16 protein-coding genes are annotated in these 14,858 nt (G+C 41.0%); 9 read left to right on the top strand and 7 right to left on the bottom strand.

The annotated features are described in order from the left end of the window. Positions 1–84: 84 nt before the first annotated feature. On the bottom strand, positions 85–930 hold the full coding sequence (locus J4E06_RS00695) for a glycosyltransferase family 2 protein (protein WP_349522125.1): 846 nt from the start codon (positions 928–930) through the stop codon (positions 85–87). A 259-nt stretch (positions 931–1,189) separates the two neighbouring features. Further along, entirely contained in the window at positions 1,190–2,005 is an 816-nt protein-coding gene (locus tag J4E06_RS00690; RefSeq protein WP_349522124.1) for a 2,3,4,5-tetrahydropyridine-2,6-dicarboxylate N-succinyltransferase, read from the bottom strand. A 100-nt stretch (positions 2,006–2,105) separates the two neighbouring features. On the opposite strand from J4E06_RS00690, the gene ruvX reads away from it, so the two are divergent. From ruvX to J4E06_RS00675, 3 genes are read left to right on the top strand one after another with little or no spacing between them, the layout of a single operon-like run. Beyond that, positions 2,106–2,516: a Holliday junction resolvase RuvX gene (ruvX, locus tag J4E06_RS00685; RefSeq protein ID WP_349522123.1), complete on the top strand. Its 411-nt coding sequence runs from the start codon at positions 2,106–2,108 to the stop codon at positions 2,514–2,516. 3 nt (positions 2,517–2,519) lie between these two features. Further along, on the top strand, positions 2,520–3,110 hold the full coding sequence (gene def / locus J4E06_RS00680; RefSeq protein WP_349522122.1) for a peptide deformylase: 591 nt from the start codon (positions 2,520–2,522) through the stop codon (positions 3,108–3,110). 55 nt (positions 3,111–3,165) lie between these two features. Further along, entirely contained in the window at positions 3,166–3,609 is a 444-nt protein-coding gene (locus tag J4E06_RS00675) for a DUF5606 family protein (protein WP_349522121.1), read from the top strand. A 3-nt stretch (positions 3,610–3,612) separates the two neighbouring features. Here J4E06_RS00675 and J4E06_RS00670 read toward each other — a convergent pair whose 3' ends face one another. Together J4E06_RS00670 and J4E06_RS00665 are read right to left on the bottom strand one after the other, a co-directional pair. Continuing rightward, positions 3,613–5,148 (bottom strand): beta-N-acetylhexosaminidase, encoded by a 1,536-nt coding sequence (locus J4E06_RS00670; RefSeq protein WP_349522601.1) that lies wholly within the window; start codon positions 5,146–5,148, stop codon positions 3,613–3,615. A gap of 54 nt (positions 5,149–5,202) precedes the next feature. Next, positions 5,203–5,847, bottom strand: a complete 645-nt coding sequence (locus J4E06_RS00665; protein ID WP_349522120.1) for a GDSL-type esterase/lipase family protein — start codon at positions 5,845–5,847, stop codon at positions 5,203–5,205. 305 nt (positions 5,848–6,152) lie between these two features. On the opposite strand from J4E06_RS00665, the gene mazG reads away from it, so the two are divergent. The 5 genes from mazG to J4E06_RS00640 all read left to right on the top strand — a co-directional run bounded on the left by mazG (position 6,153) and on the right by J4E06_RS00640 (position 11,188). Beyond that, positions 6,153–6,926, top strand: a complete 774-nt coding sequence (gene mazG, locus J4E06_RS00660; RefSeq protein ID WP_349522119.1) for a nucleoside triphosphate pyrophosphohydrolase — start codon at positions 6,153–6,155, stop codon at positions 6,924–6,926. Positions 6,927–7,007: 81 nt separating this feature from the next. Beyond that, positions 7,008–8,375 carry an MATE family efflux transporter gene (locus tag J4E06_RS00655; RefSeq protein ID WP_349522118.1) on the top strand — a complete coding sequence of 456 codons (1,368 nt, stop codon included), beginning with the start codon at positions 7,008–7,010 and terminating at the stop codon, positions 8,373–8,375. Between the two features lie 361 nt (positions 8,376–8,736). Next, positions 8,737–8,964 (top strand): DUF8828 family protein, encoded by a 228-nt coding sequence (locus J4E06_RS00650; protein ID WP_349522117.1) that lies wholly within the window; start codon positions 8,737–8,739, stop codon positions 8,962–8,964. Next, complete coding sequence (locus J4E06_RS00645) at positions 8,964–9,533, top strand: phosphatase PAP2 family protein (RefSeq protein WP_349522116.1); 570 nt, start codon at positions 8,964–8,966, stop codon at positions 9,531–9,533. The genes J4E06_RS00650 and J4E06_RS00645 overlap by 1 nt, the downstream gene beginning before the upstream one ends. Further along, complete coding sequence (locus J4E06_RS00640) at positions 9,530–11,188, top strand: ArnT family glycosyltransferase (protein WP_349522115.1); 1,659 nt, start codon at positions 9,530–9,532, stop codon at positions 11,186–11,188. Before J4E06_RS00645 ends, J4E06_RS00640 begins: the two co-directional genes overlap by 4 nt. Here the strand turns inward: J4E06_RS00640 and J4E06_RS00635 are convergent. Genes J4E06_RS00635 through meaB form a run of 3 tightly spaced genes read right to left on the bottom strand, consistent with a single transcriptional unit; the run spans position 11,185 to position 14,079 of the window. Continuing rightward, positions 11,185–12,057: a lysylphosphatidylglycerol synthase transmembrane domain-containing protein gene (locus J4E06_RS00635; protein WP_349522114.1), complete on the bottom strand. Its 873-nt coding sequence runs from the start codon at positions 12,055–12,057 to the stop codon at positions 11,185–11,187. The two genes, J4E06_RS00640 and J4E06_RS00635, sit on opposite strands and share 4 nt — an antisense overlap. Next, complete coding sequence (locus J4E06_RS00630; RefSeq protein WP_349522113.1) at positions 12,038–13,000, bottom strand: glycosyltransferase family 2 protein; 963 nt, start codon at positions 12,998–13,000, stop codon at positions 12,038–12,040. The genes J4E06_RS00635 and J4E06_RS00630 overlap by 20 nt, the downstream gene beginning before the upstream one ends. Before the next feature lie 35 nt (positions 13,001–13,035). Continuing rightward, positions 13,036–14,079 (bottom strand): methylmalonyl Co-A mutase-associated GTPase MeaB, encoded by a 1,044-nt coding sequence (gene meaB, locus J4E06_RS00625; protein WP_349522112.1) that lies wholly within the window; start codon positions 14,077–14,079, stop codon positions 13,036–13,038. A gap of 211 nt (positions 14,080–14,290) precedes the next feature. Here meaB and J4E06_RS00620 point away from each other — a divergent pair, with 211 nt between their 5' ends. Then, entirely contained in the window at positions 14,291–14,716 is a 426-nt protein-coding gene (locus tag J4E06_RS00620) for an Ohr family peroxiredoxin (protein WP_349522111.1), read from the top strand. The last annotated feature ends 142 nt before the right edge of the window (positions 14,717–14,858 follow it).

Below are 14,858 nucleotides of genomic sequence, written 5' to 3'. Positions count from 1 at the left end.
TTAAGTATGATGGTTATTGCGAAAGTATGCAAATATTACCAAACAAGTATTTGTAAGTCGCAATCTTGCCCAGAATCCCAAGAATTAAAATGAGGCCAGTGACTTCTCAGGTAATTTAGACATAGTTTTCTCTTTTTTTAGTTCGGAAGCATACTTGTATTGTTTTTCCAATAGGTATAGATGTCGATACCTTACAAAAACACTAAGTGCATTTAAGTAACAAATGGTAATACCCTTTTTTAAATCCATAAATCCTAAACGTAAAAAATAATTGTGGAAGAAGCGCCATAACGGCTTGATTACAAACTTGAAGTAGTTAAAAGTTTTGCCATTAAAAAACTCTTGTTGCGCTTTTAACTCACCATAATGAATCATTTTAATCCGGTAATCCTCATAGTTCTTGTAACAAAAATGGGTTAATTTTTCCTTTAGGATTCCAGATTTTCCATCAACCACTAAGGTTTCGTGCACAATCTTTCTATCTGTAAAATACGCTTTACTTTTTCTAAAAAGTCGGTGGTTTTTATCGGTTTGCCAACCACTATAATTTAACGGTTTGTTTTGGAACATAAAGCTTCTGTAGAACCAATATGCCTCATGTGCATCGGGCTTGTTTATGGTTTCGATGATTTCCTTTTGCAGTTTATCGGTCACTACTTCATCGGCATCCAAAAACAGGACCCAATCATTGGAGGATTGCTTTAACGTAAATGACTTTTGAGCGGTAAAGTTTTCAAACGGATTTTGAATTACCTTGACTTTTGGATGATTTACAAGATACTCGTAGGTACCATCGGTACTATAGGAATCGACAACGATAATTTCATCAGCGAATGAAACGGAATCAATGCATTTTTCAATGTATCCCATCTCATTGTAGGTGATAATAAGTGCTGATAATTTTTGCTTTGGGGCGCTCAATACAGCCATAATTTATTGGTGTAGGGTTTGGTATTTACAAATCTATAACAAAAAAATAGTGTGAAAATTGTTCAAGTGTTACTTTTTCTTACAAACAATCAACTTGGCAATTTCCCTACTCATTAAATGTTAAAACCATAAATTTTAATTCTGTTCAGTATATGATAGAGGGTAAAAAAGCGATAGGGTTGCTTCTTTTTCATTAAAAAAACAACCCTATGCATAATATATGGTCAATCGATGACTAAAAATTTGAGCGTACTTGGTATTATACGGCTACATTATGCTCACGAAGGGCATTGTTCAACGAAGTTTTCTTGTCAGTACTTTCTTTTCTTTGCCCAATAATCAAGGCACATGGAACTTGATAATCCCCAGCAGGGAAACTTTTGGTATAACTTCCAGGAATAACCACAGACCTTGCAGGTACACGGCCTTTTATTTCCACGGGTTCGTCTCCGGTAACGTCAATTATTTTGGTGGAGGCAGTCAACACCACATTGGCACCCAGAACGGCCTCTTTCTCCACACGAACACCTTCCACAACAATACATCTGGAACCAATAAAGGCATTATCCTCAATAATTACAGGAGCCGCCTGCAAAGGTTCCAATACGCCACCAATACCAACACCACCACTTAAGTGGACGTTTTTACCGATCTGTGCGCAACTGCCTACCGTGGCCCAAGTATCCACCATGGTGCCCTCATCCACATAAGCCCCGATGTTTACATAACTGGGCATTAAGATGGTTCCCTTGGAAATATACGCGCCATGCCTGGCAACTGCATGGGGAACCACTCGGACCCCTTTTTCTTTATAACCTTTTTTCAAAGGAATTTTATCGTGATATTCAAAAATACCAGCTTCCAACACCTCCATTTTTTGGATAGGGAAGTAAAGTACCACCGCCTTTTTCACCCATTCGTTGATTTGCCAACCACCTTCTGTTGGTTCAGCACATCGTAATTCGCCAAGGTCGATTAGGTCTATCACTTCACGTATGGCGACTTGCGTTTTTTCATCTTCCAACAACGCTCTATTGTCCCACGCCTGTTCTATCACCGCTCTTAATCCTGTCATTTTTCTTAAAGTTTTGACAAAGATAAGGCCCATGGCAGAATTATGGTTCCCATTTTTAAGCGCATAACATTTTTAAGGTTATTTTTGCCAAAAAAATATTTTGGCTAGAATTTTGGCTTTGGATTTTGGAAAGGTGCGGACAGGAATAGCGGTTACCGATGAACTTCAGTTAATCGCTTCTGGTTTGACCACTGTTGAAACCAAAGATCTGCTCACCTTCTTGGAAGAGTATACTAAAAAGGAATCCGTGGAACGTTTTGTGATTGGATTGCCAAAGCAAATGGACAACACAGCTTCTGAGTCCGAAACACTGATCCAAGGTTTTTTAAATAAGCTGAAAGCCAAATTTCCCTCCATTCCCGTGGAGCGCCAAGATGAGCGGTTCACTTCCAAAATGGCGGTACAGTCCATGTTGGACAGTGGAATGAAAAAGAAAAAAAGAAGGGACAAGGCCCTAGTTGATGAAATAAGTGCCACGCTGATATTGCAGGCCTATTTAAACAGATTTTGATTTATGATTTTACCCATAGTAGCTTATGGCGACCCCGTTTTGCGTAAAAAAGCGAAGGATATTACCTCAGAATATCCAAAACTGGATGAATTGATTACTAATATGTGGGAGACCATGTACAATGCCCACGGTGTTGGTCTGGCCGCCCCGCAAGTAGGTCTGCCCATTCGAATGTTTATGGTGGACACCACGCCTTTTGCGGATGATGATGAATTGACCGAAGCCGAACAAAAACAGCTTGATGGATTTAAAAAAGTATTCATCAATGCCAAAATTGAGGAGGAGAGTGGCAAGGAGTGGGACTTTAACGAAGGTTGTTTGAGTATCCCCGATATCCGAGAAGACGTAAAACGTAAGCCCGAAATCACCATCACTTATTTAGATGAAGATTTTAAAGAACATACCGAAACCTTTGACGGCCTTTTGGCCCGAGTGATTCAACACGAATATGATCACATTGAAGGCATTTTATTCACCGATAAGCTTTCATCCTTGAGAAAGCGACTATTAAAAAGCAGATTGGAGAAGATTTCCAAAGGAAAAATAGATGTGGATTATAGAATGAGATTCCCCAATATCAAAAAAGGACGTTAAAAAAATCGCAGTTTGCGATAAAAACATATTTTTGCGCCCATAAATTACTATTTGAATGGCATTAGACAAGATTTTATCTATTGGAGGTAAACCAGGACTTTACAAATTATTGACCCAAACCCGAGGTGGCTTTGTTGGCGAATCCCTTTTGGATGGCAAACGTGTAACCGTTGGTTTAAGAAGCAATGTAAGCGTGTTGTCCGAAATAGCCATTTACACTTTGGAAGAAGAGCTTCCTCTAAAAGAAGTATTCCAAAAAATCAAGGAAAGAGAAGAAGGTAAAAAAACGGCTATCAGTCATAAAGCTGACAAAATCGAGTTGGAAGAGTATTTCTTCGAAGTACTTCCCAACTATGATGAGGATCGTGTGTACGCCAGTGACATCAAGAAAATCATACAGTGGTACAACATCCTTATCGACAACAACATTACTGACTTTGTTGAAGACGAAAAGGATGCTGAAGAACCTACTGTTTCTGCCTCCGAAGAGGAAGAATAAACACTATTCTTTTTTCCAATCCACCAACTTTGTTGGGTAATAATTAATCTGGTTGGATTCTAAGTAAGGAACCTGAGCAGCTAGGCGTTCTTTGTAGTCGTCCCAATCAAGGTGCTCGCCGGGAGACCAACCCAATTCGGCATACCCTATGACTCGTGGGAAGGCTAAATATTCCAATTCGGCACCGTTGCTAATCGTTTCCGACCAAAGCGGAGCTTCAATACCGAGAATATTTTCTTTGGAGAGCCCCTCAACATAAGTTTCGGGATCCCATTGGTATCCCACATCAACAGGGATGTAACCTGCCCATTTCAGGCCATATTCCGAAATGGAATCGTATTTCATGTCCAAATAGGCTTTTTTTGCAGGGGAAATAATAATTTTAGAACCATTTTCGGCTGCTTTCAAGGCATTTTCTGGTTCGTTCCAAAGTTGCGCAATAGCGTTGGAACTAATTTCAGCTTGCGCAATTTCGTTCCAACCAATCATTCTTTTGCCGTGCTTTTCAACAATTTTTTCCACTTTTTCCACAAAATGTATGTAATCACTCTTTTTGGTAACGTGGCTTTCATCACCTCCAATGTGGAAGTATGGGCCAGGGCTCATTGCAGCGATTTCGCCAATTACATCATCCAAAAAGCTGTACACCGTATCCTTTCTTGCATCAAAAGAACTGTAACCAACTTTCATGTCGGTTCGTACACGAGGAGTCTCAGCTCCAGCGTAATGTAAAAAAGGATAACTCAAAGATGCCGCATTGGTGTGTCCAGGCATATCAATTTCGGGAACAATGGTAATATGCCTGTCGGCAGCATATGCTACAATGTCTTTATACTCTTCTTGTGTATAAAATCCACCCTCGCCACCACCGACTTCGCTTGCACCGCCAATCTCGGTCAGTTTGGGCCAAGACTTGATTTCAATGCGCCAACCTTGATCATCGGAGAGGTGTAGGTGCAAGGTGTTGAATTTGTAGTAAGCCAAGCCATCAATATATTTTTTGACTTCATCCACGGTGAAAAAGTGTCTGGCAACATCCAGCATGGAGCCACGGTAACCAAATTTAGGGGCATCCATTATCTTGCCCGAAGGAATAACCCACATGGGGCGGTCCGTCAAAGTGTCATTACTGGTCTCTGGAATAAGTTGGCGAAGCGTCTGCACACCCCGGAATGCACCGGCTGCAGTTTTGGCATTCAATAAAATGGAATCTTTTTTAATGTAGAGTTGATAGGATTCCGGTGTAGCCAAATCCACACTGTCCGATTGGTTGATATAGATCAATCGTTCTAATTTTTCCCCAGTTGATGCATTTACGGCAACATCCAGTCCTATTTTCTCTTTGATGCTTTCAGATAAAAACTTCCCAACCTTCTCAAAATCAGGGTCGGTGGTCGAAGTGTAAATAGCTGTGCCCGCATCCAGCCCAAAAGCGCTTCCCGTGGGAATGGTTTTAATGGGTTTCGGAATCAATGGGGCTTTCGCAAGGTCTGTTTTAGGAAAATTGATTTCTTTTTTTTCGGTTTGGCAAGCTGCCATGCAGATAACTGCAACGAACAGCAAAATTGATCTGTAAATCACGTTTGTTTAGTTTTAGTCTATGTAATTTTTGATAACATCATACCAGATGTCATATCCTTTATCGTTCATATGAAGGCCATCTTCAATAAAAATGTCCTGTTTTACTTTTCTTTTGTCCAACATGGGGTACCATACATCAAGAAAGTAGATTCCCTCTGTTTTGGAAGCCAGCCTCTCGAGCTTACGGTTTAATCGGCGATACCTGCCCCGATATTTCCAACGGGAAATACTGGGTTTGGCAGAAATCAAAACGATTTCCATATCAGGGTTGCGTTGTTGAAGGACGCCAAGAATGTATTCGGCTCTTTGTACTATTTTTCGAGGTCTTTTTTTGGCGAAAATATCGTTGTCGCCTTCATAAATGAAGACTTTTACGGGCTCGTAATTAAGAATTAACTCATCTAAATAAAATTCTAAATCAGAAAACTGGGAGCCTCCAAAACCAGTGTTCAGCACTTGGTGTTCTGGAAACCTCTCTTGTACATCCTCCCAAAAACGAATACTGGAGCTTCCCGTAAACACAATTGTTGGTTTGGAAGAATCCCAAAGGGAGTCATTTTTTTCTTGTATGGATCTTACCTCGTTTTTAAACGGATTATCGGTTTGCCCAAACATTAGCAAAGGAGTTATGAGCAAAGCAATAAAAAGGTGTTTCATGCTACCGGGGTTTGCCTTAAAATTGCGTTGAAGATAGCAATATTTTTCCGTAAGCATGCTTTGTTGAAAAATACAAGAATACTTTTCATAAACCGTCAGTTCGATTTTTTTCAGAAGGAAAAAGTACCTGCCTGCCGGCAGGCAGGTCGGGAACAAGGTTTATGCACAAGAAAATTATTTTCTCGATACCATTTTTTGACCTTCGGTTAAAAAAACCACTCGAAATGACGAATTTTTCATAAGTAAATTTTGATGATGGATTTTCTAATCTAGGTACTTCGTATTTTTGGTCAAAATTGAAACCAATGAACACTAGATCGGAACAGTTGGCAGCCATTGACCGTCTTTTGACCATTATGGATGAACTCCGGGAGCAATGCCCTTGGGATAAAAAGCAGACGATGCAAACCCTGCGCCACTTGACCATTGAGGAGACCTATGAGTTAGGTGATGCCATTCTCGATAATGATTTGGAAGAGGTGAAGAAAGAACTGGGCGATATTTTATTGCACATTGTGTTCTATGCCAAAATCGGTTCCGAAACACGGGATTTTGACATTGCCGATGTGGCCAATGGTATCTGCGAGAAGCTCATTAACAGACACCCGCACATTTATGGCGATGTAAAAGTTGAAAATGAAGACGAGGTAAAGCAAAACTGGGAGAACATTAAATTAAAGGAAGGCAAGAAAAGCGTACTGGAAGGTGTTCCCAATGGTTTGCCATCGCTGGTCAAGGCCAACCGAATCCAAGATAAGGTTTCAGGTGTAGGTTTTGATTGGGAAAAGCCGGAACAAGTTTTTGAAAAATTAAAGGAAGAGTTAGGCGAGCTTCAAGAAGAGGTGGAGGCCAACAATGCTGATAAAATGGAATCCGAATTTGGAGATGTGCTATTTTCTATGGTGAATTATGCACGTTTTCTAAAAATCAATCCGGAAAATGCATTGGAACGGACCAATAAAAAATTCATAAAACGCTTTCAATATTTGGAGGGAAAAGCCAAGGAAGCAGGAAAGTCCATACAGGATATGACCTTGGCCGAAATGGATGTGTACTGGGAAGAGGCGAAGCAGTTATAAACTTTATTAATTCCCTAATATTTCAACCGACCAAAATTGTCGCGAATCTAGCTATATTTGCCCTCCTTTTAAATATCCGTTGTGTTTCAAAATTACACCAAAGAGTTCGCCTATAACCTAAGACTGTCCTATCCCGTTATTTTGGGGATGTTGGGACATACCTTTGTGGCCTTTGCGGACAATATTATGGTGGGGCAATTGGGAACTGCAGAACTGGCAGCGGTCTCCTTGGGCAACAGTTTTGTGTTCATCGCAATGTCACTTGGTATTGGTTTTTCCACTGCCATCACCCCATTGGTCGCTGAAGCCGATGGAGCAAAGGACCAAGCGGCGGGCAAAAGTGCCTTAAAACACGGTTTGGTGCTCTGTACCGTACTGGGCTTATCCCTTTTTGGACTTATACAGATTTCCAAACCATTGATTCACTATATGGAGCAGCCCCCAGAAGTAGTGGAGCTCGCTTTACCTTATTTGGATTTGGTGGCATTTTCGTTGGTGCCCTTGATCATATTTCAAGCCTTTAAACAATTTTCGGACGGTCTATCCCAGACCAAATACCCCATGTACACCACCATTGTAGCCAACGTGGTGAATATTACCCTTAACTACCTTCTTATTTTTGGTGCTTTGGGTTTTCCTAAAATGGGGATTGTGGGAGCTGCGGTCGGTACTCTGGTATCACGGATAATAATGGTAGTCTTTATCTGGTATTTGCTAAAACGCAAGGAGAAATTTAAACCCTACGTGACCCATTTCAATTTTAGAAAGATTGAAAAAAAAGTAATGAACAAAATCATCAGTTTGGGCTTCCCGTCTGCTTTGCAGATGTTTTTTGAAGTGGCCATTTTCACCGCGGCCATTTGGTTGAGCGGAGTGCTCGGAAAAAATGCACAAGCGGCCAATCAAATTGCATTGAACTTGAGCAGTATGACTTTTATGGTGGGCATGGGCCTCGGTGTGGCTGCCATAGTACGGGTCGGAAATCAGAAAGGGCTACGGAATCATAAAGAGTTGAAGCGAATCGCGGAATCTGTGTTTTTCTTAACGCTATTGGTGGAAATAGCTTTCGCTGTGATTTTCTTATTGGGGAGACATTGGTTGCCGACCATTTATTTGGATGTGGACGATATGGCAAACCAAGCCGATAACACCGAAGTAATCATCATTGCCGCGAAACTACTTTTGGTCGCCGCCTTTTTTCAGATTTCTGATGGACTACAGGTGGTGGTTTTGGGCGCATTACGTGGTTTACAGGATGTGAAGATACCTACGCTTATTACTTTTGTCGCTTACTGGTTGATTGGTTTTCCCATCAGTTATTACTTGGGACTGCATACAAGTTTCGAGAGCACGGGAATTTGGATTGGGTTGTTGTCGGGGCTTACGGCATCGGCTGTAATGTTGTATCTTCGATTCAACTTTTTGACCAAGAAATTGATTGAAAACTAAATTAGAATGGTTGTCACCCTGAGCTCGTCTCAGGGTCTCATTATAAAATGAAAATATATGTGATGTTGAACACCACGCCAGTCGGCGGGAGTTCAATATGGCACATTTAATTATGAATTTGAAACCAGTTGTGGATTTTGGACGAAATTCGTCAGTTCGAGTGATTTTTGGTTGTTGAGCGAAGTCGAAACAAAAGAAAATTGTATCGAGAACTAGAATTTCAAGCCAAAAAACGATTCTCGATACAAAATTCCTCTGGAATTTTACTCGAATTGACGGTTTTTGGACGAGAAATCTTCAAAATACACATCGGGTATTGAATTAAGAAGATTCCAAAATTTGAAATCTAACTATCTGATACATGGAACTACCTAAATTTTTATTGGCCGATAATACAGATCATCCTGAAGCCATTTTTATCGTCCATACCGAATACCCGCGCTTTATTATCAACTTAGAAAATGATGAAGTGGAATGGATGGAAGAATTCTCCAAACAAGATGAGGAAGATTTGATGGGGGAAGCCGAAAGCTTGATTGAGGCTGCTACCGCTTTTTATGATCGAGAAGTCTCCAGATACGACGATTGATGATCGAACAGTTGCTGCAATACGATAAAGAGCTGTTTTTGTTCCTTAACGGTTTGGGAACCGAAACTTGGGACGGTTTCTGGATGTTTATGACCACCACAAGAAATTCGGCACCACTTTATCTGCTCTTACTTTATTTATCCTACCGAACTTTTGGTTGGAAGGGAACAGGAATAATTTTGGTATCCATCGCCTTGCTGATTACCTGTACCGACCAATTGTCCAATTTTTTTAAGTATGGCGTGGGTCGGCTCCGACCTTGCCACGAACCCGAAGTAAGTGGCGCCATGCGTTTGGTAAAAAGTTATTGTGGAGGACAGTTCGGATACTTTTCCGCTCACGCGGCCAACTCTTTTGGACCTGCGATTTTCTTTACCGTAATTTTCAAGAATAAGGTGAAATACATTTCTTGGGTATTGTTGATTTGGGCCTGTATTGTTGCCTATAGCCGAATTTATATCGGTGTTCATTATCCGTTGGATGTGATAACGGGCGCTTTGGTAGGTTCCCTTTTTGGATGGTTGTGGGCCAAGTTGGCTATATTTGCTTTCCAAAAAACAGGGGTATGATCTCAACCGCCAGATACTGGTTTTATATTGGATTGATTGTGTTGGTCTATATCATTGGGATGTTCGTAACCCTGTTCGAGAACGATTCGGCCCAGTTTGCTGTAATGGCCATGCGAATGGTTCAGGAAAACGATTTTTTGAGCCTCTTCAAAGGTCCCGAAGAGTATTTGGATAAGCCCCATATGCACTACTGGTTGGCCGCACTTTCCTATAAAATATTTGGAATTCACGATTGGGCGTACCGAATTCCCGGTATTTTGTCCACTTTGTTGGGAGCTTACAGTTGCTACGGTCTCGGAAAATTGCTTTACAACAAGGACGTGGGGCGGTTTGCTTCATTGATTTTTATGACGGCCCAAACCATGGTCTTGGCCAATATCGATGTGCGTACCGATGCAGTTCTGACGGGATTTACGATATTTTCCATCTGGCAGTTGGCAACCTATATTGAGAAAAACACTTTGCAAAGCATAGCTTTGGGAGCCTTTGGGGCGGGGATAGCCTTTTCTACCAAAGGTCAGATTGCTTTGGTAGTGATTGGAATTTCGATACTGTGTCACCTAACTTATACCCGAAAATGGCAGCAATTGCGCAATTGGAGGGTGTTGGCAGCAATTTTGGTATTTGTGTTGACCATTGCACCGATGCTGTATGCCTACTACCACCAGTTTGATTTACATCCCGAGAAAGTAATCAGAGGAAAAGATAACCGAAGCGGCATCTTTTTTATTTTTTGGGAACAGAGCTTTGAGCGGATGAGTGGCGAGGGTGTAGGAAAGAACAGTAGCGATTTTTTCTTTTTCTTCCACACCTTTTTATGGGTTTTCCTGCCTTGGACGGTACTCGCTTTGATTGGGTATTGGAAGAAAATTAAAGCCTTTTGGGATGCAAAATTCGCTTACAAACCCAACTTGGAATTTTTGACTGTTGGAGGTATTTCCATTTTGTTCCTGCTCATCAGTTTTGCGCAGTTTAAATTGCCGCATTACATGAATGTTCTTATGCCATTGTATGCGATTCTATCGGCAGCATTCTTATTTGTCCTCCATCAAAAGGAGAAATTAAAGATGGCCAAAATTATTGTGGGCATCCAATATTTTATATTGATTCTGGTTGTGGTCTTCACTTTATTGGTGAGTTTTTACGTCTTTAAACTGGAGCATTGGTACAGTTATTTGTTCTTGCTGATGGCGCTTGCATTAGTGGCTTATTTCATTCTAAAAAAGGAAACTGCATATGCCAAAATTGTAACTGTTGCCATTTTTAGCTCTTTGCTGTTGAACGGCCTGATGAATGCCCATTTTTATCCAAAATTGCTCGAATACCAGGGAGGCTCCACAATGGCAGAAAGAGTGAAGGCAGAAAATATACCGGTGGATGAAATTTATAAGATAAACGAAAGGCATACCTGGGCTTTGGATTTCTATAATCAAAACCCCGTAAATATTGTCTCGGCATCAGAATTGAAGAATATGAAAGATGTTTGGGTGTACGCTACTGACAAGGAATTGGAGCAACTACAGAAAAAAGAAATTGCTTGGGATAATCAAATTACGGTGGACCAATTCCGGATTACCCGACTACAAATCAAATTCTTGAATCCCGATACACGAGAAGAAAAATTGAACAAAATGCATTTGGTGCATTTGAACTAATCTACTGAATCCAGTCTTGGCTTTTTAAAGTGATAGATTACTCCGAAAAGTGAGGTGAGTGCCGTTATCAAAAAGAAGGTGAAACTGATACCGATGGAAGTGTTGGCATCCAGGCCCAACCATTCAGCACCGTATAAAAAAGTGACTTCTCGACTTCCGATTCCGCCAATGGTCAAGGGTATCACGGAGACAATCGAAGAAACTAAGAACACAAAGAGGTATTCAATAGTGTCCAAGCTAACGGACAAGGACTTCAAAATACATAATACGCTGATCAATTGTGCCAGTTGCACCAAGGCCGAAAACCCTACGGATTTCCAAAATACAGGCAGGGTAGTGATGAAGAATATTTTGTTCACGAACCAAAACACAACCACACTCAAGGGAATGGCCGCAGTTATCAACCAATAAAAGCTTTGGAAAAATTCATTTTTTGCCAAGAGGGCAAGCGCACAAGCATACACAAAAAGTAACAACATCCCACTTAAACGATCTAGTAGCAAACTGGAAACGACTTTTTTGGTACCGGGTTGGTATTCTTTTTGGATGATGTAGCCTTTGTAGGCATCACCCCCAATGCCTCCAGGTAAAAAGAGGTTGTAGAACATTCCCAACAGGTAAAGTTTCAAATTGCTCAACTGGGAAATCTTAGCTCCGATTTGATGGAAATATAAGTTTGTCCTAAAGGCAGCTAAAACTTTGGACAGCACAAAAAACAGCAGCGCCAAGAGTAAAAATAAGGGGTCGCTCTTTTTTAGGGTCTGGAGTACATCTTTGAACTCTATTTTGGTAAAAATAAAGTATATCAGGACCGCACTTACAACAATCTTTAAGGCAGTAATGAGTTTTTTACGCAACTTTTCCGTCACCTATGCTGATTTTTTTGATACGATACGGTCTTTTTTGCTGCGATTCGTAATAGGTACGAATCAAGAGTTCCATAACAATGCCAATAGTAAATAATTGAATCCCTCCCACAATGAACATCATACCAAAAATGAGCAAAGGCCGCGTTCCGATATCCTGTCCGAATCCTAGTTTTACGATCAACAAATACACATTGATCAAAATTCCCAAGATCACCAACAACACCCCGAAGATTCCGAAGAGGTGGATGGGACGCTGAAAATATTTTCGGATAAAGAGTAACAGCATCATATCGGCGACTACTTTAAAAACACGTTCCAATCCGTATTTGGAAACCCCTGCGTGTCTTGCGTGGTGCTTCACGGGCACTTGTTTTATCTGTGCACCTTCCAAATATGCCAAAAGTGTAATAAAACGGTGCATTTCACCATACAGATTAAGGCTTTTTGCGATGTCCTTGGTGAAAACTTTTAGGGCACAACCGTTGTCTTTAATATCCAACTTAGTCACTCTGCGCACCAAAAAGTTGGCAATTTTAGATGGTATTTTTTTTACCTGGGAATCTTTTCTTTTCTGACGGATGCCCGTAACTAAATCATATTCTTCGGTGATGGCATATTCCAACATCTGTGGAATGTCCGAAGGGTCGTTTTGGAGGTCTCCATCCATCGTGATGATGTATTCTCCTTCGGCATAATCGATTCCTGCGGCCAAGGCCAAACTTTGACCATAGTTCTTTTTCAGTTCAATGAGATGGACATTCTTATCGTCCATTTCCTTGACCTTGATACGAGTTTTGTCCGTGGAAAAATCATCCACATACACAATTTGGTAGTTGTAACCCTCAAGGCTTTCATTGATTTTTTGGGTTAAAAGAACCACGTTGTCCTCTTCATTGTACAAAGGAACCACTATGGATAAAAGGGAATCGGTGACGGTGCTCATTCAGTATAAAATCTGTGCAAATTTATTGCTTTTATTTAAAGTTCCTCGGTAATCTTGTCCAATAGGATTTTTGCCGCGTAAAAAGGTGAAATTTTGTGTGCTTCAATCTCCGCCAACAATTTGGCCTGTTCCTTTTTAAAGGTTTCTTTTTGATGAAAAAATTGTTTGATATACTCATCCACGGTTTGAAGGAACCAGTTTTTGTTTTGTTGTTGTCGGTTCTTTTCAAAAAAGCCGTTTTCCTTGGTATGCTCCACAAATTGCTGGACCATTTTCCAGATATCTTCGATGCCGGTATTTTCTACCGCGGAACATTTCATCACTTTGGGTATCCAACCATTTGCCTTGGGCGGGTATAGGTGCAAGGCCCTGGAAAATTCAGTAACCGCAAGTTTTGCGTGCTCCAAATTACTGCCATCCGCCTTGTTTATGGCGATGGCATCTGCCATTTCCATAATCCCTCTTTTAATACCTTGAAGTTCGTCACCGGCACCCGATAGTTTCAATAAAAGGAAAAAATCTACCATACTGTGCACGGCAATCTCACTTTGGCCTACACCTATGGTTTCCACCAAGATTACATTGTAGCCAGCTGCTTCACAAAGGATGATGCTTTCTCTGGTTTTTCGAGCTACACCGCCCAATGATGTTCCGGAAGGGGAGGGGCGTATAAAAGCATCGGGATCTTTAGCCAGGGTTTCCATTCGGGTTTTATCGCCCAAAATACTTCCCTTGCTCAAGGAACTGGTAGGATCCACGGCCAAAACAGCTACTTTATTGTCTTGATCGGTCAAAGCTTTGCCCAAAGTTTCAATAAAGGAGCTTTTGCCAACCCCAGGTACGCCTGTAATTCCCAAACGGATACTGTTTGTAGGTTGGGTCAAACATTTCTCGATTACGGCATTGGCTTTTTCAAAATGAGCGGCCTTTGTGCTTTCCAAAAGGGTTATGGCCTTGGCAAGCATCGCTTTATTGCCATCAAAAATACCTTGAGCCAAAGCATCTGCAGAAAGCTCTTGTTTTCTAAGTGCTTTGATTTTGGAAATAGTGTCCGAAGGTGTTTTGTTATCGTCTGCCAAGAGTACTGTTCATCAGTTTATACGAATTTATAAAGATTTTGCGGGTTTGATTGTACTTACAAGGGAATACACCATATTTTTTCATTTATCCATTTCACAAAAATTTAATATCTGTTAAGGTGGACTTCCGCCCACAAATTGGTACCTTTTTCGTTAAATTATCGGTCACCGCGCAGGTACCGATACTTATGAACCTATAAACATTTAAAAGATGAAGACTATTTTTGAGGCCAAGGCCACTAATACAGGAGGACGAGCTGGACACGTGAAGAGTGAAGATGACGTTTTGGATTTTGACATAAGTATGCCAAACTCCAATGGCAAGCCAGACCCTAAATCTACAAATCCTGAAGAACTTTTTGCCGCCGCATACGCCACTTGCTATGCTGGCGCGGTAGAAGCTGTTGCTAAAAGTCACGATGTGGATGACCTTGGTGATTTTAATGTAACCGCAATAGTGGCATTCAACAAAGAGGAAGAGGGCTTTTTCTTGGAAGTAACCTTGGACACCTATTTACCGACCGTAGATAAGGAAATGGGTGAGACCATTATAAAGGAGGCCCACGAAATGTGCCCTTACAGCAAGGCCACACGCGATAATATTACCGTGCACTTAAATTTAATGTTGGACGAATAAGTCACGTAACTTTTTAATTATGAGCCCCGTTGAAAAATCAGCGGGGCTTTTTTTGTTAAAAATGCGCCAAAAACACCCTAATTTGCAACGTTGTATTTTTTGCATCGTCTTTATTACAGAACAACTAAAAAACCAAACATAG

It is taken from the genome of Allomuricauda sp. NFXS6, from assembly GCF_040148835.1.
Taxonomy (GTDB): Bacteria; Bacteroidota; Bacteroidia; order Flavobacteriales; family Flavobacteriaceae; genus Flagellimonas.
Note: the sequence above shows the minus strand (reverse complement) of the source record. Positions and strands in the feature narration are given on the sequence as shown.